The sequence below is a fragment of the Cupriavidus sp. GW822-FHT03E04 genome (genome assembly GCF_058801495.1).
Window position 1 is genome coordinate 1 of the sequence record NZ_JBXANI010000014.1, and the last position, 22,986, is coordinate 22,986.

General features: G+C 65.7%; 21 protein-coding genes. 10 read left to right on the forward strand and 11 right to left on the reverse strand.

Features of this window, described 5'->3' with window-relative positions; translation table 11 throughout:
* From AC1RQC_RS20905 to AC1RQC_RS20915, 3 genes are all read left to right on the forward strand, one after another.
* Window positions 1–494: ATP-binding cassette domain-containing protein (locus tag AC1RQC_RS20905; protein WP_492373753.1), on the forward strand; the 494-nt coding region annotated here is incomplete at its 5' end.
* A 10-nt stretch (window positions 495–504) separates the two neighbouring features.
* Window positions 505–1,389: a branched-chain amino acid ABC transporter permease gene (locus AC1RQC_RS20910; RefSeq protein WP_492373752.1), complete on the forward strand. Its 885-nt coding sequence runs from the start codon at window positions 505–507 to the stop codon at window positions 1,387–1,389.
* The gene (locus AC1RQC_RS20915) at window positions 1,389–2,444 is read left to right on the forward strand and encodes a branched-chain amino acid ABC transporter permease (RefSeq protein WP_492373751.1); all 1,056 of its coding nucleotides are present in this window, start codon (window positions 1,389–1,391) and stop codon (window positions 2,442–2,444) included. Before AC1RQC_RS20910 ends, AC1RQC_RS20915 begins: the two co-directional genes overlap by 1 nt.
* A gap of 38 nt (window positions 2,445–2,482) precedes the next feature.
* Here AC1RQC_RS20915 and AC1RQC_RS20920 read toward each other — a convergent pair whose 3' ends face one another.
* Window positions 2,483–3,340, reverse strand: a complete 858-nt coding sequence (locus AC1RQC_RS20920; RefSeq protein ID WP_492373750.1) for an IclR family transcriptional regulator — start codon at window positions 3,338–3,340, stop codon at window positions 2,483–2,485.
* 102 nt (window positions 3,341–3,442) lie between these two features.
* On the opposite strand from AC1RQC_RS20920, the gene AC1RQC_RS20925 reads away from it, so the two are divergent.
* The 6 genes from AC1RQC_RS20925 (at window position 3,443) to AC1RQC_RS20950 (ending at window position 12,211) form a co-directional block, all read left to right on the forward strand.
* Window positions 3,443–4,438: a tripartite tricarboxylate transporter substrate binding protein gene (locus AC1RQC_RS20925; protein WP_492373749.1), complete on the forward strand. Its 996-nt coding sequence runs from the start codon at window positions 3,443–3,445 to the stop codon at window positions 4,436–4,438.
* A gap of 22 nt (window positions 4,439–4,460) precedes the next feature.
* Complete coding sequence (locus tag AC1RQC_RS20930) at window positions 4,461–6,050, forward strand: class I adenylate-forming enzyme family protein (protein WP_492884442.1); 1,590 nt, start codon at window positions 4,461–4,463, stop codon at window positions 6,048–6,050.
* Window positions 6,047–6,844 carry a citryl-CoA lyase gene (locus AC1RQC_RS20935; RefSeq protein ID WP_492373747.1) on the forward strand — a complete coding sequence of 266 codons (798 nt, stop codon included), beginning with the start codon at window positions 6,047–6,049 and terminating at the stop codon, window positions 6,842–6,844. Before AC1RQC_RS20930 ends, AC1RQC_RS20935 begins: the two co-directional genes overlap by 4 nt.
* A gap of 1 nt (window position 6,845) precedes the next feature.
* Entirely contained in the window at window positions 6,846–7,700 is an 855-nt protein-coding gene (locus AC1RQC_RS20940) for an SDR family NAD(P)-dependent oxidoreductase (protein ID WP_492373746.1), read from the forward strand.
* A gap of 485 nt (window positions 7,701–8,185) precedes the next feature.
* Window positions 8,186–9,760: a methyl-accepting chemotaxis protein gene (locus tag AC1RQC_RS20945; RefSeq protein WP_492884445.1), complete on the forward strand. Its 1,575-nt coding sequence runs from the start codon at window positions 8,186–8,188 to the stop codon at window positions 9,758–9,760.
* Between the two features lie 75 nt (window positions 9,761–9,835).
* Window positions 9,836–12,211, forward strand: coding sequence for a DNA polymerase II (locus tag AC1RQC_RS20950; protein ID WP_492884447.1), 2,376 nt, complete (start codon window positions 9,836–9,838; stop codon window positions 12,209–12,211).
* A 9-nt stretch (window positions 12,212–12,220) separates the two neighbouring features.
* Here AC1RQC_RS20950 and AC1RQC_RS20955 read toward each other — a convergent pair whose 3' ends face one another.
* The 10 genes from AC1RQC_RS20955 to AC1RQC_RS21000 all read right to left on the reverse strand — a co-directional run bounded on the left by AC1RQC_RS20955 (window position 12,221) and on the right by AC1RQC_RS21000 (window position 21,650).
* A complete protein-coding gene (locus tag AC1RQC_RS20955) occupies window positions 12,221–13,222 on the reverse strand; it encodes an NADP-dependent oxidoreductase (RefSeq protein WP_492884663.1) in 1,002 nt (333 codons plus the stop codon).
* Window positions 13,223–13,279: 57 nt separating this feature from the next.
* A complete protein-coding gene (locus AC1RQC_RS20960; protein WP_492884449.1) occupies window positions 13,280–14,089 on the reverse strand; it encodes an oxidoreductase in 810 nt (269 codons plus the stop codon).
* Window positions 14,090–14,210: 121 nt separating this feature from the next.
* A complete protein-coding gene (locus tag AC1RQC_RS20965; RefSeq protein WP_492373756.1) occupies window positions 14,211–14,819 on the reverse strand; it encodes a TetR/AcrR family transcriptional regulator in 609 nt (202 codons plus the stop codon).
* A gap of 164 nt (window positions 14,820–14,983) precedes the next feature.
* Entirely contained in the window at window positions 14,984–15,994 is a 1,011-nt protein-coding gene (locus tag AC1RQC_RS20970) for a Bug family tripartite tricarboxylate transporter substrate binding protein (RefSeq protein ID WP_492884451.1), read from the reverse strand.
* Between the two features lie 86 nt (window positions 15,995–16,080).
* Window positions 16,081–16,938, reverse strand: coding sequence for an SDR family NAD(P)-dependent oxidoreductase (locus AC1RQC_RS20975; protein WP_492373741.1), 858 nt, complete (start codon window positions 16,936–16,938; stop codon window positions 16,081–16,083).
* Window positions 16,931–17,473: a carboxymuconolactone decarboxylase family protein gene (locus AC1RQC_RS20980; RefSeq protein WP_492373740.1), complete on the reverse strand. Its 543-nt coding sequence runs from the start codon at window positions 17,471–17,473 to the stop codon at window positions 16,931–16,933. The genes AC1RQC_RS20975 and AC1RQC_RS20980 overlap by 8 nt, the downstream gene beginning before the upstream one ends.
* 74 nt (window positions 17,474–17,547) lie before the next feature.
* Window positions 17,548–18,324 (reverse strand): citryl-CoA lyase, encoded by a 777-nt coding sequence (locus tag AC1RQC_RS20985; protein WP_492373739.1) that lies wholly within the window; start codon window positions 18,322–18,324, stop codon window positions 17,548–17,550.
* On the reverse strand, window positions 18,321–19,040 hold the full coding sequence (locus AC1RQC_RS20990; RefSeq protein WP_492373738.1) for an SDR family NAD(P)-dependent oxidoreductase: 720 nt from the start codon (window positions 19,038–19,040) through the stop codon (window positions 18,321–18,323). The genes AC1RQC_RS20985 and AC1RQC_RS20990 overlap by 4 nt, the downstream gene beginning before the upstream one ends.
* The gene (locus tag AC1RQC_RS20995) at window positions 19,037–20,593 is read right to left on the reverse strand and encodes an AMP-binding protein (RefSeq protein WP_492373737.1); all 1,557 of its coding nucleotides are present in this window, start codon (window positions 20,591–20,593) and stop codon (window positions 19,037–19,039) included. The genes AC1RQC_RS20990 and AC1RQC_RS20995 overlap by 4 nt, the downstream gene beginning before the upstream one ends.
* Window positions 20,594–20,642: 49 nt before the next feature.
* A complete protein-coding gene (locus AC1RQC_RS21000) occupies window positions 20,643–21,650 on the reverse strand; it encodes a Bug family tripartite tricarboxylate transporter substrate binding protein (protein WP_492373736.1) in 1,008 nt (335 codons plus the stop codon).
* A 291-nt stretch (window positions 21,651–21,941) separates the two neighbouring features.
* Between AC1RQC_RS21000 and AC1RQC_RS21005 the strand changes: the two genes are divergently transcribed.
* Window positions 21,942–22,961, forward strand: a complete 1,020-nt coding sequence (locus AC1RQC_RS21005) for a LacI family DNA-binding transcriptional regulator (protein ID WP_492373735.1) — start codon at window positions 21,942–21,944, stop codon at window positions 22,959–22,961.
* The last annotated feature ends 25 nt before the right edge of the window (window positions 22,962–22,986 follow it).

A 22,986-nucleotide genomic window follows, 5' to 3' on the forward strand; every position in this document is an offset into this window, starting at 1 on the left:
GCATCGGCTATTGCCCGGAAGAGCGGGGCATCTTCGCCAGCCTGTCGTGCGAGGAAAACCTGCTGTTGCCGCCGCTGTTGCCGCCGCTGCTGAAAGGGCAGGGCGCCAGCGCGGTCACCGGCATGAGCGAGGACGAGATCTACGAGATGTTCCCTAACCTGAAGGAGCGCCGCCAGAGCCAGGGCACGCGCCTGTCGGGCGGCGAGCAGCAGATGCTGGCCGTCGGGCGCATCCTGCGCACCGGCGCCAACCTGTTGCTGCTCGACGAGATCTCGGAGGGCCTTGCGCCCGTGATCGTGCAAGCGCTGGCGCGCATGATCCTGATGCTCAAGAAAAAGGGCTACACGGTGGTGATGGTGGAGCAGAACTTCCGCTTTGCCGCGCCGCTGGCGGATCGCTTTTATGTGATGGAACACGGCACGCTCGTCGAGCGCTTCGCGGCTGCGGAGCTGCAGGCCAAGATGCCGGTGCTGAACGCGTTGCTGGGGGTATGAGGACCGCTTTATGACGATACTGAATTTCCCCCTTTCCGCCTTGCTGTCCCAACTGCTACTGGGGCTGGTCAACGGTGCCTTTTACGCGATGTTGAGCCTTGGCCTTGCGGTCATCTTCGGGCTGCTCAATGTCATCAACTTCGCCCACGGGGCGCTGTTCATGCTCGGCGCGGTGCTGGCCTGGATGGGCATGGAGTACGCCGGGCTCAACTACTGGGCGATGCTCGTGCTCTCGCCGCTGGCGGTGGCGCTGATCGGCATCGTGATCGAGCGCACCCTGCTGCGCTGGATCTACAAGCTCGATCATATCTACGGCTTGCTGCTGACGCTGGGCATCACGCTGGTGATCGAGGGCATCTTGCGCTCGGTGTACGGCGTGTCGGGCCTGCCTTACTCGGCGCCGCAGGCGCTGGGCGGCGCTACCAACCTGGGCTTCATGATGTTGCCGAATTACCGCGCCTGGGTGGTGGTGGCGTCGCTGACGGTGTGCTTCTCCACCTGGTACCTGATCGAGAAGACCAAGCTGGGCGCCTACCTGCGCGCCGGCACCGAGAACCCCAAGATGGTCGAGGCATTCGGCGTCAACGTGCCGCTGATGGTGACGCTGACGTATGGCTTTGGCGTGGCGCTGGCGGCGTTTGCCGGCGTGCTGGCGGCGCCGGTGATCCAGGTCTCGCCGCTGATGGGGCAGAACCTGATCATCATCGTGTTCGCGGTGGTGGTGATCGGCGGGATGGGATCGATCATGGGCGCGATCCTGACCGGTCTCGGCCTGGGCGTGATCGAGGGCCTGACCAAGATGTTCTACCCAGAGGCCTCGGCCACGGTGGTGTTCCTCATCATGGCAATCGTGTTGATGTTGCGCCCGTCGGGGCTGTTTGGAAGGAGTCAATGATGGGAACAATGGGAGTGATGGGAACGATGGGCCGGTCAGCCAGGAATGCGTGGTACGGATTGCTGCTGGCAGCGCTGGTGCTGGCGCCGATGGCCGGGGCGTATCCGGTGTTCGTGCTCAAGGTGCTGTGCTTCGCGCTGTTTGCGTGCGCCTTCAACCTGCTGGTCGGCTATACCGGGTTGCTGTCGTTCGGCCATGCGGCCTTCTTCGGCGGCGCCGGCTATGCAGCGGGCCATGCCATGAAAGTGTGGGGCGTCACGCCGGAAGCGGGCATGGTGCTGGGGACGCTGGCCGGCGGCCTGACCGGCTATGTGGTGGGGTCGCTGGCGATCCGGCGGCAAGGCATCTATTTCTCGATGATCACGCTGGCGCTGGCGCAGATGCTGTTTTTTGTCTGCCTGCAGGCGCCTGCCACGGGCGGCGAAGACGGCCTGCAGGCGATTCCGCGCGGAAAGCTGTTCGGCGTGCTGCCGCTGGCCGACGACCTGACGCTGTACTACGTGGCGCTGGTGGTCATCGTGGCGGCGTTCGCGCTGATCGTGCGCACGGTGCATTCCCCGTTTGGCCAGATCTTGAGGGCAATCAAGGAGAACGAGCCGCGCACCATCTCGCTGGGCTACGACACCGACCGCTACAAGCTGATGGCGTTCGTGCTGTCCGCCGCGCTGTCGGGGCTGGCCGGGTCGATCAAGGCGCTGGTGCTGGGCTTTGCCACGCTCACCGACGTGCACTGGTCGATGTCCGGCGCGGTGATCCTGATGACGCTGGTGGGTGGGCTGGGCACGCTATCCGGCCCGCTGGCCGGCGCCTTTGTGGTGGTGGCGCTGGAAACCAGGCTGGGCGCAATCGGCAATTTTTTGGCTTCCGTCACGGGCATCGCGTGGTTCGGCGCACTGGGCGAGTCGGTCACCATGGTGACGGGCGTCATCTTTATCGCCTGTGTCCTGCTGTTCCGCCGGGGCCTTGTGGGCCAGCTTGAACGGCTTGCCGGTAGCCAGGTGTTCAGCCGAAGGCTGCGCGCGCCGCGCGCCGCGCCTAGCCTGAAGCCCGATTAGCAACGCGTCCCCCCTCGCTTACAGCCCCTCACAGCCCTTCACAATCCCTTGGGCAGCAACGCCGCCAGCGATTCCCGCATGGCCCGCGCAATCAGTTGCTGCCGCTCGCGCGGCATGCGGGCCAGCGTGGAGGCCACGCTGATGCCCGCCACCGGTTCGCCGTCCGTGCTGTGCACCGCCATGCCCACGGCCAGCACGCCGCTGGTGGCGTGATTGCCGATCACGGACCAGCCGCGCTCGCGCGTGGCGCGCACCAGGATGTTCATGCGCTCGGGCGTCATGCCGCCGTAGTGGCCCAGCGCCGCGGCGTTGGCGGCGATGCATTGCGCCACGTCGTCTTGCGGCAGCGCCGCCAGCAGGGCCAGCCCGGCGGCGCCGACGCCCAGCGGCTGGCGCGTACCGACCTGGATCACGAGGATCTGCACCGGATGCGTCCCGACATGGCGCGCGATGCAGTGCGAGATCGCGCCTTCGCGCACGACGGCGAACGCGGCATCCCCGCAAGCGGCACTCACGCGCGCCAGCACTGGCTGTAGCCGCGCCGCCAGGCCATCGGTGGCGTGCGGCTGCGCAAGCGCCGACAGGCGCGGCCCCGCCACGTAGCGAAAGCGCCCACGCTGTGCCACATAGCCGCTTTCCATCAAGGTAGCCAGCAGCCGGTAGACCGTGGCGCGCTCCAGCGCCGCGATGCGGCACAGGTCGACCACGCGCAGGCCTTCGCGGCCGCTGGCCAGCACCGCATCCAGCAATTGCAGGCCGCGCCGCAGCGTGCGGCTGCCGCCGTCTTCAGTGGCCTGCGCAGCATCGGCAGCGTCGGGAAGGGGGCTGAGGGCTGCCTTGCCTTTGGCGGAAACGTCCGGCAGGCGGACGTTTTGATTGGCGGAGCGGGCAGGCATGGGGAAGAATTTCTCGGTCGATGGAAGCCACCCGCAGTATGCCGCAGCGCGGCCAGAAGGGGGCCAGCGACGGCATTGCACTGCCAAAACAGGAGACAAACCATGACCTTGCATCATGCACCGCGCCGGCGCCTGCTGGCGTTCGCGGCGGCCCTCAGCCTGGCGGGCGGCCTTGCGCTGCCGCTTCATGCCCAGCCCACCGCCTGGCCCACCAAGCCCATCAAGCTTGTGGTCGGCTACGCCGCCGGCGGCGCCACGGACGTGATCGCGCGCATCATCGCGCTCAAGCTGGGCGAGCAGCTGGGCCAGCCGATGGTGGTGGACAACCGGGCGGGCGCCAACAGTAACGTGGGCGCCGAAGTGGTGGCCAAGTCGGCGCCCGATGGCTACACGCTCTACGTCTACACCATCGCCAACACCATCAACGCGTCGCTGTACGACAAGCTTGGCTACGACCCACAAAAGGACTTCGAGCCCATCGGGCTGATCGCCAGGATTCCCAACATCCTGGTGGTGAACCCCAAGCTGCCGGTGAAAACCCTGGCCGACTACATCCGCTTTGCCAAGGCGTCGCAGGACGGCATCACCTTTGCCTCGTCGGGCAGCGGCTCGTCCATCCACCTGTCGGGCGAGATGTTCAAGATGCAGGCCCGGCTGAACATGCTGCACATCCCGTATCGAGGCAGCGCGCCGGCGGTGACCGACCTGCTGGGCGGGCAGGTCCAATCGATGTTCGACAACACGCCTTCGGCGCTGCCGCACGTGAAGGCGGGGCGGCTGCGCGCCATTGCCATCACCAGCGCCCAGCGCTCGCCGCTGCTGCCCGAGGTGCCGACCGTTGCCGAGTCGGGCTTTCCCGGCTTTGACGTGCAATCGTGGTTCAGCCTGGCCGCGCCCGCCGGCACGCCGCGGCCGGTGATCGAGCGCCTGAACTCGGCCCTCAACAAGGTGCTGGCCGCGCCCGACGTGCGCCAGCGCTTGCAGGATCTGGCGGCCACCCCCGAGCCCGGCTCGCCAGAGCAATTGCGCCGCCTGATCGCGGCGGAAACCAAGCGCTGGCACGACGTGGTGAAACAGTCCGGCGCCAAGGCCGAATAAGAAACAAGGAGCGTTGCCTACCATGTACCCGATCGATTTCTTCTGGCGCGCCGCGGCGCGCTGGCCCGGCAACATTGCCATCGACGCCCCCGAAGGCGCGATCCGCTACGACGCGCTGGCCGCCCAGGTGGCCGCGCTGGCCACGGCGCTCAATGCGCTCGATGACACCTTGCAGAGCCGCGTGGGCATTTGCGCGAAGAACAGCGCCGAGCACATCGTCGCGCTCCTGGCGGTGCTGGCCTGCGGCAAGGTCTGGGTGCCGCTGAATCCCAAGAGCACCCGGCCGGAGATCCGCCGCATCATCGACGCCACCGAGCCCTCCATCCTGGTGCTCGATACGGCCTGCGCCGGCCTGCTGGAGGGCGCGGCCGGCGCGTGCATCTATAGCGGCTCGCCGCCGCCCGGGGAGAGGTCGGTGGCCGCGCTGATCGCGCAGCATGCCGGCGCATCGCGCCCGGCCTTTGCGCTGCCGGAGGATGCCACGCAGGCGATCAAGTTCACCGGCGGCACCACCGGCTTGCCCAAGGGCGTGATGCAGCCGTACCGCGCCTGGATGACCAACGTCTCCAACCAGATCCACGCCTGGGGCTTTGACGAGCACGAGCGCTACATCGTGGCCGCGCCGATCACGCATGGCACGTCGACCTACCTGTTGCCCATCCTGGCGCAGGGCGGCTGCCACGTGGTGCTGGCCGAGGCCGGCGCCGAGGCGGTGCGCACGGCGTTTCGCGAGCGCGGCGGCACCGTGTGCTTCATGCCGCCAACGCTGGTCTACATGCTGATGGCGCTGCCCGGCGCCGCGCGCACGGACTTCCCCTGCCTGCGCCGCCTGATCTACGGCGGCGCGCCGATGCCGCCCGAGAAGATCCGCGAGGTGCGCGCCTTTTTCGGCCCCGTGCTGGGCACCACCTACGGGCAGACCGAGGCGCCGCAGAGCCTGACCGTGATGCGCCCCGCGGATTTCGAGGACGAGCGCAACTGGGCCGCCGTGGGCCTGCCCACCTGGTTCAGCGACGTGGCCATCATGGCCCCGGACGGCCGCCTGTTGCCCCCGGGCGAGGTCGGCGAGGTGGTCGCGCGCGGCGACCTGGTGATGAGCGGCTACTGGCGCCTGCCGGAGAAATCCGCCGAGACGCTGGTGGACGGCTGGCTGCACACGGGCGACCGCGGCCTGATCGACGAACGCGGCTACCTGTACCTCAAGGACCGGCTCAAGGACATGGTCATCACCGGCGGCTTCAACGTCTATCCGGTGGATGTGGAGAACGCGCTGGGCCAGCACCCGGCGGTGCACGAATGCACGGTGTTCGGCGTGCCCGACGAAAAATGGGGCGAGGCGGTGCAGGCCGCCGTGCAGCTGCGCCCCGGCCAGCATGCCACCGAAGGCGAGCTGATTGCCTTTGTGCGCGAGCGCCTGGGCCCCGTGCAAACGCCCAAGCGCGTCCACTTCCATGCGAGCCTGCCGCGCTCCGCCGTGGGCAAGGTGCTCAAGACCGCCGTGCGCGAACGCGCCATCGCTCCCGAAGCCGCTTCGGTCCCATCGGTCCCATCGGTCCCATCGGTCCCTTCGGCCCCGACCCCTTCCAACGAATCCACTGCGAACCCATCATGACTTCCTCCGCTTCCTCCAAGCCCGTCACCCGCCTTTGCACCCACACCCTCACCAGCCTGCATTACCGCGACGCGGACCTGGTCGAGGACCTGATGGGCAAGAAGACCTTCACCGAGGTCATGCTCATGCAGATCCTGGGCCGCGAGCCGCGCCCGGTGGACCTGCGCATCACCGACGTGGTGCTGATCGTGCTGATGGAGCACGGCCTCACGCCCAGCGCCATCGCCACACGGCTGATCTACATGAGCGCGCCCGAGAACCTGCAGGGCGCAGTATCCGCCGGCCTGCTGGCCGTGGGCAGCTCCTTCGTGGGCACCATGGAGAACTGCGCGCAACTGCTCGACCGCATCGGCGCGGCCGCCGATCCCGATGCCGAGGCCATGGAGATCGCGCGCCACTACAAGTCCATCAAGAGCCATGTGCCCGGCTTTGGCCACCACCTGCACAAGCCGGTGGACCCGCGCGCCTACAAGCTGCTGGAAATGGGCCGCGCCGAGCCCGACCTGGCCGGTGACAAGATCCGGGCGCTGGAGCGCCTGTCCAGCGCGGTGGATGCCGTGGCCGGCCGGCCCATCACCATCAACGCCACCGGCGCCGTGGCCGCCTTGCTGGGTGAGCTGGGCGTACCCACGGCCGTGATGCGCGGCTTTGCCGTGATCTCGCGCGCGGCCGGGCTGGTAGCGCATATCGTGGAGGAGCAGCAAAGCCCTTCGGGCCGCTTTATCTGGGACACCATCGAACACGCGATTCCTTACGTGGGCGAAGGCGGGCACCGGCCAGGGGAGGGCGCGTGACATGACGAATCTATCGAACGCAGGCGACAGCGCGGCGGCGGCACGCCCGCCCGGGTTGCCGCTCGATCTTTCGGGCCGCACGGTTTTTGTCGCCGGCGCGGGCTCCGCGGGGCCGGGCTGGAGCATCGGCCGCGCGGCCAGCGTGACCTACGCGCGCCTGGGCGCACAGGTCTGCGTGGTGGACCGTGACGCGGCCTCGGCCGAGGAAACCACGGCGCTGATCCGGGCCGAAGGCGGCATCGCCGAGACTTTAACGGGCGATGTGTCCGTGGAGGCCGAAGTGGTGCGGCTCTTTGCCGCGGCGCGCGGGCGCTTCGGCATGGTGGACGTGCTGCATCACAACGTGGGCATTGGCAAGACCGGTGGCCCGATGGAAACCACCGCGGACGACCTGGACCGCATCCACGCCGTCAACGTGCGCAGCCTGCTGCTGGCCAGTCAGCAGGTGCTGCCCGACATGATGGCGCGCGGGCGCGGCGCCATCATCGCCATCTCGTCGGTGGCCGGCATGCGCTACGTGGGCTATCCGCACCTGGCCTACAGCGTGACCAAGGCCGCCGTGACGCAGTTCACGCGCATGCTGGCGCAACAATATGCGCCACATGGCGTGCGCGCCAACACCGTGGTGCCGGGGCTGATCGACACGCCGCGCATCGCTACCACGGTGGCGAAGATGTTCTCCGGCACCAGCCTGGACGAGGCGCGCCGTGCGCGCGCCGCGCAAGTGCCGATGGGCCGCATGGGCAGCGCATGGGACGTGGCCCACGCCTGCGCCTTCCTCGCCTCCGATGCGGCGGCCTATATCACCGGCACGGAGCTCGTGGTGGATGGCGGCATCACCGGGAAATTCGTGTGACACGCAATCCGTCGTCCCATGTGCAGTAGTTGCTTGGAGGCCGTTTCAAAATGAAGCGAAGCGGTTCTGGCTAGGCGCGCGGCCGCAGACAGTACAACTGGTACGGCAAGGCCGCGCAACGACGTCAGAATCTTTTTGAAATGGCCTCTTAAAAGAAAGGATGGCCGGCTAGCCATATCCGCAGCGCGGATATTCGCGCAGCGCCATTGCGCGAGGGCCTAAAGAGTCACTAAACCTTGCCGATATGTACCCATCGGCATGAAGAACGCCGGCATTTCTTGCCGGCACGAGCCGATGTCTTCCTCCCGAAGCCGACGCTCGATCGGTTGCCACGACAAGCGAAGATCAGGCATCCGTGCAGGCGGCGTTGCCACGCAGCCGCCTGCCGGTCTCTCGCTTGCCTTTCCGGGATGGCTCTGGCCGATGACCTCTTGCATTCCTCCTTTCTTTTTCCAGGACGACGGACAAACATGCGTTTCAGTGACATGAAAATATCAACCCGCCTTACTGCCGGATTCGGCATTCTGGTTCTGTTGATCGCCTTCATGGGCGGCACATCGATCATCAAGATTCATACCGTGGAAGATGCATTGCACACGGTATTAAGTGACCACTACAGAAAAATAGCGGATCTCAATGACATTGAGGGAAACCTGAACCAGGTCGCGCGCTCGCTGCGCAATATGGTGATCATGACGGTGGCGACGGATATCGAGAAGGAACGTGAACTGACCGCCGCCACGCTAAAGACCATTGCCGCCCAATGGGCCCGGCTAGAGACCAAGATCACCTCTGACAAGGGTCGGGCCGAGCTGGCCAAGGTGAAAGAAGCGCGCGGTGCGTACGGTGCCCTGCAGGACAAGTTCCTCGGGCTGGTGGCGGCAGGCAATGCCGACGAGGCCAGGAACATGCTGCTGGGCGAGTTGCGCCCGGCCCAGCTGGCCTATTTCGCCGCGGTGGAAGGCCTGATCCAGCATCAGGACAAACTCATGGAAACGTCCACCAGCGAGGCCATCGACGCCGTCGAGCGCATGAAGGCCACGATCTGGGCTTCGGGTGCCGTCGCGCTGCTGGTCGCTGTTTGCATGGCCACATGGATCATCCGCGCCATCACCCGGCCAATCAATCAGGCCGTGCGCGTGTCGGCGGCCGTGGCCGCGGGCGACCTGAGCCTGCAGTTCGATGCCAGCGGCAACAATGAAACCGCCAGGCTGATGCGCGCGCTGAAGGACATGCAGGCTAACCTGGTGCGCGTGATCGCCAACGTGCGCGAGAACGCCGAAGGCGTTGCCAGCGCGAGCCAGCAGATTGCCGATGGCAACCGCGACCTGTCCGGCCGTACCGAGGAGCAGGCCAGCGCGCTTGAGCAGACCGCGGCCTCGATGGAGGAGCTCAGCTCCACGGTCAGGCAGAACGCCGCCAACGCGCTGCAGGCCAATCAGTTCGCCATTGGCGCCACCACGGTGGCGCGCAAGGGCGGCGACGTGGTCGGGCAGGTGGTGGGCACCATGAAGGACATCAACGACAGCTCGCGCAGGATCGCCGACATCATCGGCGTGATCGACAGCATTGCGTTCCAGACCAACATCCTGGCGCTGAACGCCGCCGTGGAGGCCGCGCGCGCCGGTGAGCAGGGGCGTGGCTTTGCCGTGGTGGCGGGCGAGGTGCGCAACCTTGCGCAGCGCAGTGCCGAGGCGGCCAAGGAAATCAAGACGCTGATCACCGCCAGCGTGGAGCGCGTGGAGCAGGGCACGGCGATGGTGGATCATGCCGGCGCCACCATGACGGAGATTGTCGCGGCGATCAAGCGCGTGACCGACATCATGGGCGAGATCAGCGCAGCCAGCACGGAGCAGAGCGCGGGCGTGGCGCAGATCGAAACCGCCATGAGCCAGATGGACCAGGCCACCCAGCAGAACGCCGCGCTGGTGGAGGAAAGCTCGGCGGCGGCGGAAAGCCTGCATGCGCGGGCACGGCAACTGGTGCAGGCGGTGGCCGTGTTCAAGCTCCATCAGGAGCGTGGCGGGCATGGCGCGCCATCCGGCCTGACCGGGGCTTGAATGGGGCCTGGGCGGGGCCCGACTGGCCAAGGACCAGTAAAATAGCCGGCCAGGGTGGGTTTTCAAAGGCGGCAGGTGGCTCAACGACAACAGGGTTTTCTTCTGACTCGGCACTGGCGGGATACGGCCGCCGGGACGGAAGTCGAGTTCTGGCTGGCAACCGACAGTGGCCCTCGCCATATCCGCCTGGCGCACCAGCTCTCGGTGGCGTTCGTGCCGGCCGAGCAGCGCGAGACCGCCGAGGCGGTCTTGCGCGGCGAGCGCAACGTGGCGTTGCGCGAACTCCCGCTCGCGGATTTCCATCGCCGCCCGGTGCTGGGCCTGTACTGCCAGCACTACCGCCAGCTCACCAAGCTGGAAAAACTGCTGAAGGAAGCTGGCGTCAGCGTCTACGAGGCCGACATCCGCCCCCCGGAGCGCTACCTGATGGAGCGCTTCATCACCGCGCCCGTCTGGTTTGCCGGCGAGGCCAACGCGGCCCACGGCGGAGGCACCCTGCTCAACAGCCAGATGAAGCCAGGGCCAGCCTATCGGCCCACGCTGAATCTGGTGTCGCTGGACATCGAGACCACCGCCCACGGCGACCTGTACTCGATCGCGCTGGAAGGCTGCGGCCAGCGCCAGGTGTATATGCTCGGCCCGCCCAACGGCGACGACAGCGCGGTCGACTTTGACCTGGAGTACTGCGCCAGCCACCCGCTGATGCTGCAAAAGCTGAACCAATGGCTTGCCCAGCACGATCCCGATGCCATCATCGGCTGGAACGTGGTGCAGTTCGACCTGCGCGTGCTGCAGAAGCATGCGGATCGCTATCAGGTCCCGCTGCTGTTTGGCCGGGGCGGCAATGTGCTGGAGTGGCGCGAGCACGGCTTCAAGGAGAACCATTTCTTTGCCTCCGCCGCCGGCCGCCTGATCATCGACGGTATCGAAGCGCTGCGGTCCGCCACCTGGAACTTCCCGTCCTTCAGCCTGGAGAACGTGGCGCAGACGCTGCTAGGCGAGGGCAAGTCCATCGACAACCCGTATCAGCGGATGGCGGAGATCGACCGCCGCTTTGCCGAAGACAAGCCCGCGCTGGCGCGCTACAACCTCAAGGACTGCGAACTGGTGACCCGGATCTTTGCCAAGACCGAGTTGCTGACCTTCCTGCTGGAGCGGGCCGCCGTCACGGGATTGCCGGCGGACCGCAGCGGCGGCAGCGTGGCCGCCTTCACGCACCTGTACATGCCGCTGATGCATCGCCAGGGCTATGTCGCCCCGAACCTGGGCGAGGTTCCGGAGGGGGCCAGCCCCGGCGGCTTTGTCATGGATTCGCAGCCCGGGCTGTACGATTCGGTGCTGGTGCTGGACTACAAGAGCCTGTACCCGTCCATCATCCGCACCTTCCTGATCGATCCGCTCGGGCTGGTGGAAGGGCTGCAGGATCCGTCCGACGAAAGCTCGGTGCCGGGATTTCGCGGCGCGCGCTTTTCGCGCACCCGGCATTGCCTGCCGGCCATCGTCAAGCAGATCTGGCAAGGCCGGGAAGCGGCCAAGCGCGAAGGCAACAAGCCCTTGTCGCAGGCCCTGAAGATCATCATGAATGCGTTCTACGGGGTGCTAGGGTCCAGCGTCTGCCGCTTTTTCGACCCACGCCTGGCGTCGTCGATCACCATGCGCGGGCACGAGATCATGCACCGCACGCGCGAGCTGATCGAGGCGCAGGGCTACCAGGTGATCTATGGCGATACCGATTCGACCTTTGTCTGGCTGAAGCAGCCGCATGCCGAGGAAGACGCCGACAGGATTGGCCGCATGCTTGTCCAGCAAGTGAATCAGTGGTGGCAGCAGCATCTGCAACAACAGTACGGCCTGGAGAGCGCGCTGGAGTTGCAGTACGAGACCCACTACCGCCGCTTCCTGATGCCCACCGTGCGCGGCGCCGAGCAGGGCAGCAAGAAGCGCTACGCGGGGCTGGTCGCCAAGGCGGACGGCAGTGAGGAGATGGTCTACAAGGGCCTGGAAACGGTACGCACGGACTGGACACCGCTGGCCCAGCAGTTCCAGCAAGCGCTTTATCAGCGCGTGTTCAAGAAGCAGCCGTACCGGGAATACGTGCAGGACTACGTCCGTCGCACCATGAGCGGCGAGTTCGACGCGCAACTGGTCTACCGCAAGCGCTTGCGCCGCACGCTCGAAGACTATCAGCGCAACGTGCCGCCGCACGTGCGCGCGGCACGCATCGCGGACGAGTTCAACCGCAAGGAAGGCCGTCCGCTGCAATACCAGAACGGCGGCTGGATCAGCTATGTGATGACGGTGGCCGGCCCGGAGCCCCTGGAAACCCGGCGCTCGCCCATCGACTACGACCACTACCTGACGCGCCAGCTGCAGCCGGTGGCCGACGCCATCCTGCCGTTCCTGGGCGATGCGTTCGAGACGCTGGTGACGGGGCAGAAGGCGTTGTTTTGATGGCGCCTTCTATCGGATCTTGATGACAACCTTGCCCTTTGCACGTCCTGTTTCGACGTAGGCCAACGCCTCTTTGGTCGACGCGAACGGAAAAACCCGATCGATCACGGGCTTTATCGCACCTGCGTCGATGAGCCTGGCGATCTGGCCTAGCTGGTCTCCGCTAGCACGCATGAAAACAAATGAATAGCTGACGCCACGGCGTTTCGCGGCTTTCCTGATGCGATGGCTCAGAAAGCGCATTGCTGCTTTCAGGAACCAGGAGGCGCCCATCTCTTTCGCAAAATCGGGATCAGGCGGACCGGCGATCCCGATGAGTTTGCCACCCGGCTTGAGCACTCGCAGCGACTTCTCGAGCCCTTTGCCGCCCTGCGTATCCAGTACCACGTCATAGTCCTTCAGGATGGCCGCAAAGTCGTCTTTCGTGTAATCGATGACGATATCCGCACCGAGGCGCTTCACCAGTGCGATATTGCGCGCGCTCGTTGTCGTCGCGACCGTTGCGCCTACATGTTTCGCCAGTTGAATGGCAAAGGTGCCAACGCCGCCCGAGCCAGCATGTATGAGCACTTTCTGCCCTTTCCTGAGTTGCCCTTTTTCGATCAGCGCCTGCCAGGCAGTCAATCCCACCAACGGAATTGAAGCCGCTTCCTCCATCGTGAGTGCCGTGGGCTTGAGGGCCACGCCATCCTCTTTGATCGCGATGCATTCCGCGAAAGTGCCGATGCGGTCCTTGTGTGGTCGCGCATAGACCTCATCGCCCGGTTTGAATCGTTGTACGCGCGATCCGACGCGGACAACAACCCCGGCCAGATCGTTGCCCAAAATCAATGGCAGACGATAGGGCAGAATCAATTTGAACTCGCCGTCCCTGATCTTGGCATCGAGAGGGTTCACGCCAGCGGCGTGAATCTGGATCAATACGTCGTCCTCGCGCACCTCCGGGACCGGCATATCGCCAGCGCGTACGCCATGTTTGCGTCCATATCGATCGACGACGAATGCCTTCATCATGGTTCCTTGTCAGTTTCTCGTTGCGTCAAGTTGTTTCACGGGCAGTAACGCCGTCTACGTTGCGAGCCGCAGATCTTTGCGAATACCGGCGTCTACCATGTTCGCAGGCGCAAATCTGCGTAGCAATCGCAGGCGGCCGGCGAGTCCACCAGCTGCATAGCGGAGTTTCGGACGCGCCGCGATGGCGGCCTGCAGTACGGTCTCGGCCACAACCTCAGGACCGTCAGCGCCCTCGACCACCTCCTTCACTCGCCTATCCATGGCCGAGCGCACCTCGCGGTAGGTGTCGAGAGGGGCGTCGGGCGCCATGAAGTTCGCGTCAAAAGGCGTCTTGATATAGGCCGGCTCAATGACCGATACCCGGATGCCCATCGTGCGCAACTCATGGTCGAGCGATTCCGAGTAGCCTGCGACCGCGTGCTTGGTGGCGGAGTACAGCGCCATGTAGGGCATGGGCAAGAAACCCAGCACAGAGCCGATGTTGATGATGCGGCCGCTACCTTGTTGCCGCATATGGGGCAACACGGCACGCGTCATGCGGATGATCCCGAAGAAGTTCGTATCGAAGATCGCGCGGGCCTGGTCAATCGAACTCTCTTCCGCAGCAGCGGGGGCGACACCGAAGCCAGCGTTGTTGACCAGCAGGTCGATGCGGCCGTGCAGGCGCAGTACTTCCTTGACGGCGGCTTCGACCGATGCTTCGCTGGTCACGTCAAGTGGCAGCATCTCGAACGTCCGCGGTCCGGCTTGCGCACCGCGCCGGCTGGTGCCGTAGACCTTGTATCCGGCCTTCGCAAGCCGCTTTGCCGTGGCTTCGCCGATTCCCGACGAGGCGCCCGTAACGAGCGCTATCTTGGTTTCCATGCTGTCCTTCCGATATTGAGGGATGTTCTACGTGGTTGGTCGGGCATTCGTCTCGCTGAAATATGATATTCATCATATTTTGGATCCAACGAAAACTGGCACCGGCACCGGGCCGGCAGATTTACGCGTCGGTGGGCGCGAGTTTCTTCAATGCGGCTTCAAGAAAACTTTCCGACAGCCTGGGGTCGTCCACGGCACGCGCCAGCACCATGGTGCCAACCATGGTGGCAACTGTCATCAGTGCCTGTTCGTGCGCACCCGGCTGGCCCCAATCGGGCAATTGGCGCGCAACGACATCGATCATCTCCTTGATGCGGCGGGTGGCTGCGCGCCGCACGACCGGCGCCTGGCGCGGCATCTCCGAGCCGAGGGCGGAGACAGGGCAACCAGTCTCCATGTCTTCACAATGCGCTTTCGACAAATAGGCGCGCACCATCGCCGGCAATGCTTGATCTGGCGGCACGGAGGCGGCGATATGCTCCGACAAGGCCACGGCTTCAGCACCGGCGCGGTCAGCGGCTTCGGCAAGCAGTACCTCGCGCGATGGAAAATGGGCGTAGAAGCCGCCATGCGTCAGGCCGGCCTCCTTCATGATGTCGGCCACTCCTGTGCCGTCGTAGCCACTGCGCCGAATCGCGCGCGCGGCGACCTCGACGATGCGCTCGTGCGTGAGTTCCTTGCGGCTCACGGTCTTGCGATTGATTGACGGCTTCTTCATGACGACCATCATATAACATTTCGCCGCCATTTGCTGCACGGAGCCATGTCGATGGAGATCAAGGCGCCCCCCCCAGGCAGCGCTGAGCAGTGCAACTGTCAGTTCGGCTACATGAGGGTGCGCTATCGTGGCTTGATGAAGCGCACGCAGCAACGACCCTGCTGACGATAGGCCTCTCAGTCCAAGCTGATGCCGTTTATCTTGGCGATGCTTTGCCAGAGGGACAGGTCGGTACGTACCGTCTGTGCAAACTGCTCCGCGCTTTTCAATGGCGGATCGACCAGGTTCAGTTGGACGAACCGGTCAGGCAACTCCGGGGCGGACAGCGTGTTCAGGATCTCCCGGTGCACGGCCGCTACCACGCCGGCTGGCGTACCGCGCGGGGCGAACACACCATACCAGGCATCTGTATCGAAACGATAGCCTTGTTCGGTCATGGTCGGCAGGTCCGGCAACGCCGGTCCCCTGTGCGATCCGGTGATGGCGATGCCACGCAGCTTTCCGGTCTTGATCAGCGGCACCGAACTGGTGGCGTCGACGAAGGCCACCTTCACCAGCCCGCCCTGCATGTCCTGGTAGATCTGGCCGATCGTCTTGTAGGGCACATGCCGGATGTCGAGTCCTTCTTTCCGCTTGAGGTACTCCATCACGAGCTGCCCGGTGGAGCCCGGGCCCCAGGTGGCGTAGTCGTACTTGCCGGGATTCGCCTTGACGAGGGCAACGAACTCCTTCAGGTTGCGCGCGGGAAAATCCGGCGAGGCGACCAGATGGATGCCCCCTGAGAAAATTTGTGCCACGGCCACAAGGTCACGCGTCACATCGAATGGCAGCTTGTGCAGCAGGGCCTGGCTGATGACGGTGGAAGACGAACTGGCAAATAGCAAGGTGTAGCCGTCAGCGGGTGCCTTGGCCACCGCGTCGACGCCGATGACGCCATTGGCGCCAGGCCGGTTGTCGACCACGACGGGCTGGCCCAGCGTGCGCGACAAGCGCTCGGCAAAGATCCGCGCAATGGTGTCGGGCCCACTGCCGCCGGCGCTGGGCAGGATCAGGCGAACCGGTCGCACTGGCCACGGCTGCGCGCTCGCCGGCGCCGCGCCGAGCGCAAGGCCCAGCGCCATGCCGAGGGTGGGTGCCAGGGCCAGGAATCGTCCGAGTCCCAACGTGTTCCAGCTAATCCGCATCATGTTTGTCTCCTGCATATTGTTGTGATGGCGGGCCTGGCCATGGTACGGCCCAGGCCCGCTTGACCTGTACAACGCCGCGCCAGCCGTCAGGCTGCGGCGCGCACGGCGCCGATCGACAGGCCGCCATCGACGATGAGCATCTGCCCGTTGACATAGGAGGACTCGGTGCTGACCAGGTAGAGCGCGGCGTGCGCAACCTCCCAGCCTGTGCCCTGCCGGCCGAACGGCAGCGGGCGGGCTGCGCGCGAGGGCCGGGCGCGCGAGGCGTCGCGGCCCATCGGCGTGTCGATCAGTCCTGGTGCCAGCACATTCGCACGCAAGCCGCTGGGCTGGCCGGCGAATGCCACCGCGCGGCCCAGCGCGGTCAAGGCCGCCTTGGACGTCTCGTAGGCCGGCAGGCCGCTCAGCGGAGAGATCGCCGCCGTGGAGGCCACGAACACAATGGCGCTGCCAGCGGGCATGACGGCGGCGGCCTCCTGGGCGCAGAACATCGGGGCGCGCAGGTTGATGTCCTGGACCCGGTCCCAGTCGTCGGGCGTCTCCGCGCCGAAGCGATTCTGGTTGCCGATCCCGACGTTGACCACCAGGCCATCGAGCCCGCCCAGCGCGGCCACGGCCTGGGCCACCATGCGCGAGATTTGCGCGGGGTCCGAAACGTCGGCCTGGACGGGTATCGCGCGGCCGTTCTCGCGCCGGATCAGGTCGACCGTGTCCTGCGCGGCGCCGGCATCCATATCGGCGCATGCCACGGCGGCGCCCTCGCGGGCGAACAGGATCGACATGGCACGGCCATTGCCTACCGATGGCACCGGATCGACGGTATGGCGCTGGCCCGCGCCTACCACCAGGATGCGGCGCCCGGCGAGCCGGCCGTCACGGCGCGGCACGCCAAGCGCGGGTGCAAACAGTTGTTGGTCCGGACGGCTTTCCAAGCATTCAGTCATGACGCAGCTCCAGCTTTTCCAGCGGCGGGTTTTCGATATCGACTTCGAGGTTTTCCAGCAGGCGCGACACCAGCATGTAGAAGCCGATGGTCGCCAGCAGCTCGACCATCATCTGTTCGTCCAGGGCCGCCGCAACCTTGGCGTAGAGCTGCGCCGGTGCCTTGACGTCATGCACCACGGCATCGGTGAATGCGATGGCAAGGCGCTCGAGTTCGCTGAAGTCGCCGTTGGCATCCGGCTTGAGCACGGCATCGATTTTTTCTTCCGGCACACCGGCGGCGCGCGCCACACGCCGGTGCTGATGCACTTCGTAACTGGCGCCGCTGAGCGCGCCCACCCGCAGGATGACCAGCTCGCGCAGCGTGGGCGGCAGCGAGGCCTGCGTGAGAATCGCGCGGCCAAGACCGAGGAAGCCGAGCGCGATCTCCGGCGCATGCGGCAGGATCCTGTACAGGTTGAGGGCGGGACGCCCGCGCAGTTGCTCGCCAAGGCGGCCGGGCACGTTGTCCACATCGAAGTAAGGTAGTCTGGCCATGTTGTGTTGTCTCCGTTTCCTGCCGCGCGGCAGGTGAGGTCGTGGTGGGAATAGTGCAAATAGGGGTTGGCCGCTCACGGCAATACGTTGCGCGGGTCTTGTCGCAAGACCAGGTTCCATACCTGTTGGCCGACCGGCCGCTCGCGTTCCTCGATCAGGTGGGCGACCAGTCCCGCGCAGCGTCCGATCAGTGCCAGTCCCCGGCCGAACAGCGGGTCCAGCCCCATCTCGGCGAGGATGGCGCCGATGGCGCCAGCGGCGTTGAGCGGCAGGGCGCCGCGCTTGCCGTCGCCGCAGGCGTCGCCGAGCGCCAGGGCAAGACGACAGTACTTGCCGTGGAAGCCATTCGCGCTCGCGGTCTCCATCAGGACCGGCACGCGCGGATCACCTTGCGCGTGTATTGGATGGCCGACGCCAGGTATCGGCCTGCCGGCTGACCGGCAGGCGGCGACGATGCGCCGGGCATGCTCTGCAATGGTGGCTGCGTCGGCATCGGCCGCCAGCGACGCACCTTCTTGCAGCAGTAATTCCGCCATGTTCTGCACGGTGCCGAGGAAGCGTTCGCCGGCGCCAAGCAAGCCCGCTGCGACCGCGCCTTGCAAGGATTCCGGCGCGCCCAGCCAGGTCATGCGGGCACTGATCGCGCTTGGCGTCAGCCCGTGATCGACCGCGGTCACCAGCAGTGTGTCAATCATCCGCGCCTGCGCGGCGTCGGGGAGGCGCCCGAGCGCAACCAGGCAGAGCGTCTGAACGAAATCCAGCTTGCCGATCACCTCGGTGGCAAGGTCCCGCCCGCGCAGCGTGATGCGATCGGGTGTGGTGTAGCCGATCTCGGTGCGGATGCCATTCATGCGCTCAGCCCCACGGTGATGCCGCCGCAGACGTGCAGCACCTGTCCGGTGACGAAGGACGCGCGTTCGTCGAGAAAGAACTCGACGGCGTGAACAATATCCTCCGGCTTGCCGAGCCGCCCGACCGGCACGCCGTTCACGATGCGCTGCGTCAGCGCATCCTGGGCCGGGTTGACGGAGCCGAACGCCGCCGTGGCGATGGGCCCCGGCGCGACGGCGTTGACGGTGATGCCGTGCGCCGCCAGTTCCAGCGCCCAGGTACGCGTCATGGCGTTCAGGGCGCCCTTGCTGGCCGAATACGCCGTGCGCAGTTCCTTGCCCAGCGCGGCACGGCTGGAGATATTGACGATGCGGCCGTGGCGCGCCTTTCGCATGGCAGGCACCAACGCCTGGGTGCATTGCAGCGCGGCGCGGACATTGACGGCGATTTGCCTGTCGAAGTCGTCAAGGCCGGTTTCCTCCACGCTCGCCGCCCGCAGGGTCGCCACATTGTTGACGAGGGCAGTGAAGGCATAGCGGGCCGATGCCTCCCCGAGCGCGGCGGCGAGTTGCGCCGGCTCGGCCATGTCGACTTTGACGAAATGCGTCACACCGGCCTCGGGAGGTGCCACCCGATCGAAGTTCACTACCGTGTGGCCGCGCGCGCGCAGCGTCTTGCACAGGGCCCAGCCGATGCCGCCGGATCCGCCGGTTACCAGGATATCTGTTGGTGTCATGATGAGAGAGGCTCCTTGCCTTGAGGGTTGTTGCTGGCATGGTTGCTTGCACTGGCGGCGAGCCGGGTCTTGACCTCGAGCTTCGAGACCTTGCCGTTGGCCGTGAGCGGAAGGGTTTCCACAAAATGAATGCGCTTTGGTGCCTGCACCGAACCCAGGCGTTCCTTGACGAATGCTTGCAACTCGGCAGCGTTGGGTGTGGCGCCGGGATGCAGTTGCACGGCCGCATGCACGGCCTCGCCCCAGCGCGGGTCGTCCATGCCGAGCACGGCGCAGCGGCACACTGCGGGATGGGCGCCGAGCGCGTTCTCCACGTCGCTGGGGTACACGTTGAAGCCACCCGTGATGATGACGTCGCGCAACCGGTCTTTCAGGTACAGGTAGCCTTGCGCGTCCAGGTAGCCACCGTCGCCCGTATGCAGCCAGCCATCGGCCAGTGCTTCGGCGGTCTTGCCGGGCTGGCGCCAGTAGCCGGACATGACGAGGTCGCCGCGCACCACGATCTCGCCGGATTCGCCAGCCGGCAGCAGCTTGCCGTCGCGCCCCATGATGGCGAGTTCGGTCAGGCAGGTGGCGCGGCCGACGCTGCCGTGGCGGGCGGGATCGCGCAATTCGCCAGCGGGCAGGAAGGCAATGATGCCGGGGGCCTCGGTTTGCCCGAACGAGGTCTCCAGGGTGCCAAAAACATCAATGGCCTGGGCAATCCGGTCTGCGCGCATCGGCGCTGCCGCATAGATCAGGTGCCGCAGCGCGGACCAGTCCCGTTCGCGCACGCCGGGCTCGTCCAGTAAATCGTAGATCAGCGTGGGCGGCATGAACACCGCGGTGATGCGCTCGCGCTCCAACTGATCGAGCAGGGCGCGCGGCCTGGTCGAATCCGCCAGCACGATGGTGCCGCCACGTGCGAACACGGGTAGCAGGAACGTGGATGTGCCGTGGGTGATGGAGGCCACGGCGAGATAGCGCTCGTCATCGCGCAGCTGCATCGCGGTGAGGATGGAAACCACCGTGGTGTTCCAGGACCGCAGCGACTGCATCACCCCCTTGGGCGCGCCGGTAGTGCCGCCGGTGAACTTGATGGCCTGCGTTTCGCCAAGCTCGCGCTGCGTGCGTAGCGGGACGCGGCCGCGCCAGGCACACAGTAGCGCGGCGATGCTGTCCGGGCCGGATGCCTGCGGCCCGCAGGTGATCACGCGGGTGCCAAGTGTGGTCGTGCCGGATTGGCCGTGGCTGCTGTCTTCCACCACCAGGATGGACGGCTCGGTGAAGTCGACGATGCGGGCCCGTTCGTGGACCGAGGCGCGTGGATTCAGTGGCACCCAGCACTTGCCGGCGGCCAGCGTAGCCAGCAGCGCCAACACATGCTGCACGCTATTGCCGGCGCAAATGCCTACGCGCGATCCGGACACGGGGTCCAGCGCCTGGAACGCCGCTGCGAGCGCCAGTACCTTCTGCGTCAGTTCGCCGTAGGTCAGCGATTCACCGGCTGCCTGCAAGGCGATGCGTGCCGGCGTGGCGCTGGCGGTCCTCAGCAGGTGGTCGATTGGTTGCATGCTTTCTTCCGTTGCGTCTCGTGGATTCCGTTGATTCCGTTCATTCCGTTCATTCCGCCCGCGCTCCCGATACCTTTACGATCCTTGCCCATTTGCTCATCTCCTCATCGACGAATCTGGTAAATTCCGCCGCGCTCATCGGCCGGCTGCCTGCATTCCCGTTGGTGCCGAGGTCGGTGCTGGTGTCGGCGCCCATTTCGGCGTAACGCTTGCGCAGCGTGGCGCTTGTCACAGCCTGGCCAACCGCGGCATTGAGCCGGTTCACAATGTCGGGTGGCGTATGCGCCGGCGCGAAGATGCCGCTCCAGTTGCCCACGAAGTAGCCCGGCACGCCGGCTTCGGCAACAGTCGGCACCTCCGGGAGCGCGGGCGAGCGATGCGCCGAGGTCACGGCAAGCGGGCGTACCAGGCCCTTGGCGATCAACGGCAACGAGGTGGGCAGGTTGTCGAACATCAACTGCACCCGCCCGCCCATCAGGTCGGTCTGTGCAGGCGAGCCGCCGCGGTAGGGCACGTGCGTCAGTTGCGTACCGGTCATATGCTCAAAGAGTTCGCCGGACATATGAATGCTGCTGCCATTGCCGGACGAGCCCATCATCAACTGGCCCGGGTTGCGCTTGGCCAGCGCGATCAACTCCTTCACATTGCGTGCCGGCAACGTCGGGTTGACGACCAATACATTGGCACCGGAGGAGACCAGGGCCACAGGCTGGAAGTCCTTCTTTGGGTCGTAGGGAAGGTTGGCGTATAGCGTCGGGTTGATGCCGTGGGTGCCGATCGTGCCCAGCAGCAAGGTGTAGCCGTCCGCCGGTGCATTGGCGACGGCGGCCGCGCCGATGTTTCCGCCCGCACCGGCGCGGTTCTCCACCAGCACCGGCTGCCCGAGGCTTTGCGTGAGCTGCTGGCTGAGCAGCCGTCCGAAAATGTCCGCAGTGCCACCGGGCGGGAACGGCACTACCAGGCGAATTGGCCGTGAGGGATAGGTTTCGGCCAGTACCGGCCCCGCCGTGTGCAGGGCGAGCGCGGCCGCGACCGCACAGATCAGTCTGTGAAGCATGGGATGTCTCCGTTGTCGTTGTGATTGCCAGCGGCATGCTCCGGACGGAGCCGCGCCAGGCTTACTGCGCTTCGCCTGGCCTGCCGCTCAGGGATCCACACGTGGCCTCGCCCGTAAAGTCGGCGCCAGGGGGGGGCGGCGAGAGGGCGCGAAGGACGGTCTTGCTGCATGGGATAGTTTGGCGCTGTCTGGGTTAGGTGAGCGGAAATGTGAAAACGATTTCCGTTTGTGCTAACTTAGCAGGCAACAAATTTGGCGTCCAACTGTGGAACGTTTTCATTAGGGAAGACCATGACGCAAAGGATTTCCGTCAGGGATGTGGCTGAGGCGGCGGGGGTTTCCATTGGCAGCGTGTCGCGGGTGCTGAACGGCACCGGCTATGCCAGCCAGGCGCTGCGAGCCCGGGTGCATGCGGCTGTGGAGGCACTGAACTATGAACCCAGCTTTGCCGCCCGCCACCTGCGCACCGGGCGTAGCAAGACGGTCGGCTACCTGGTTTCGAACATCGGCAACCCGCTGCTGGCGGCGCATTTCAGCGAAGTCGAGAAGCATATGCAGGCCGCCGGGTACTCCATGTTGGTCGGCAATACACTGGACCAGCCACGGCGCGACCGCGAACTGGTTGCGCTGTTCGAGACCCGCCGGCTAGAGGGCATCATTGCCGCGCCGAGCCTGGAGAGCGCGGACCCCGCCGACAGCCTGTTCAGCGGCTGCAGCTTACCGGTGGTGATTCTGGATCGGGAAACGCCGCTACCAATGGACGCGGTCTATTTGGACCATCGTAGCGGTGTGAAGCAGGCAATGGCGTATCTGATTTCATTGGGTCACCGCCGTATCGCGTTGTTCGGGCCCGGCGAGCACATTCGTCCAGGGCGCGAAAAGCTGCTCGGCTACCGGGATGCCCTTGCGGAGGCAGGTTTGGTGTTCGACCCGGCACTAGTCTGTATGTCACGCTCGGCGATCGATTCGTCACGCACCCAAATGGCGACCATGCTCGCTCTTTCCGCACCCCCCACTGCAATCATCGGCCTAGGAACGCGCCTGCTCTCCGGAGCCATTTATGTTGCGCGCAAGGCGGGGCTGGATATTCCCAGAGACCTTTCGGTGATCGGCATCGGTACGCCGGAGACGCTAGAGTTGATGTATCCCCCGCTAACCACGCTACGCTTTGACATCGAGCGTGCCGCGCAGGCCGCCGCACATCTGATGCTTGACCGCTTGGCCGGGGAGGGGGGGAGGCAACCGCGTAGCGTGAATGTGCCGCTTGACCTGGTTCTGGGTGAGTCGTGCGCCCCGGCAGCGCCCAGGTAGGCCAGTGGGCTGCACATGCGCCAGT

Excerpts from the sequence above, each read along its gene's own strand:
- AC1RQC_RS20955 (WP_492884663.1), bottom strand. The coding sequence starts at position 13,222 with ATGAAGGCATTCGTCGTCGATCGATATGGACGCAAACATGGCGTACGC.
- AC1RQC_RS20975 (WP_492373741.1), bottom strand. The coding sequence starts at position 16,938 with ATGACTGAATGCTTGGAAAGCCGTCCGGACCAACAACTGTTTGCACCC.
- AC1RQC_RS20935 (WP_492373747.1), top strand. The coding sequence starts at position 6,047 with ATGACTTCCTCCGCTTCCTCCAAGCCCGTCACCCGCCTTTGCACCCAC.
- AC1RQC_RS20960 (WP_492884449.1), bottom strand. The coding sequence starts at position 14,089 with ATGGAAACCAAGATAGCGCTCGTTACGGGCGCCTCGTCGGGAATCGGC.
- AC1RQC_RS21000 (WP_492373736.1), bottom strand. The coding sequence starts at position 21,650 with ATGCTTCACAGACTGATCTGTGCGGTCGCGGCCGCGCTCGCCCTGCAC.
- AC1RQC_RS20920 (WP_492373750.1), bottom strand. The coding sequence starts at position 3,340 with ATGCCTGCCCGCTCCGCCAATCAAAACGTCCGCCTGCCGGACGTTTCC.
- AC1RQC_RS20945 (WP_492884445.1), top strand. The coding sequence starts at position 8,186 with ATGAAAATATCAACCCGCCTTACTGCCGGATTCGGCATTCTGGTTCTG.
- AC1RQC_RS20980 (WP_492373740.1), bottom strand. The coding sequence starts at position 17,473 with ATGGCCAGACTACCTTACTTCGATGTGGACAACGTGCCCGGCCGCCTT.
- AC1RQC_RS20940 (WP_492373746.1), top strand. The coding sequence starts at position 6,846 with ATGACGAATCTATCGAACGCAGGCGACAGCGCGGCGGCGGCACGCCCG.
- AC1RQC_RS20915 (WP_492373751.1), top strand. The coding sequence starts at position 1,389 with ATGGGAACAATGGGAGTGATGGGAACGATGGGCCGGTCAGCCAGGAAT.
- AC1RQC_RS20990 (WP_492373738.1), bottom strand. The coding sequence starts at position 19,040 with ATGACACCAACAGATATCCTGGTAACCGGCGGATCCGGCGGCATCGGC.
- AC1RQC_RS20965 (WP_492373756.1), bottom strand. The coding sequence starts at position 14,819 with ATGATGGTCGTCATGAAGAAGCCGTCAATCAATCGCAAGACCGTGAGC.
- AC1RQC_RS20910 (WP_492373752.1), top strand. The coding sequence starts at position 505 with ATGACGATACTGAATTTCCCCCTTTCCGCCTTGCTGTCCCAACTGCTA.
- AC1RQC_RS21005 (WP_492373735.1), top strand. The coding sequence starts at position 21,942 with ATGACGCAAAGGATTTCCGTCAGGGATGTGGCTGAGGCGGCGGGGGTT.
- AC1RQC_RS20930 (WP_492884442.1), top strand. The coding sequence starts at position 4,461 with ATGTACCCGATCGATTTCTTCTGGCGCGCCGCGGCGCGCTGGCCCGGC.
- AC1RQC_RS20925 (WP_492373749.1), top strand. The coding sequence starts at position 3,443 with ATGACCTTGCATCATGCACCGCGCCGGCGCCTGCTGGCGTTCGCGGCG.
- AC1RQC_RS20985 (WP_492373739.1), bottom strand. The coding sequence starts at position 18,324 with ATGAATGGCATCCGCACCGAGATCGGCTACACCACACCCGATCGCATC.
- AC1RQC_RS20970 (WP_492884451.1), bottom strand. The coding sequence starts at position 15,994 with ATGATGCGGATTAGCTGGAACACGTTGGGACTCGGACGATTCCTGGCC.
- AC1RQC_RS20995 (WP_492373737.1), bottom strand. The coding sequence starts at position 20,593 with ATGCAACCAATCGACCACCTGCTGAGGACCGCCAGCGCCACGCCGGCA.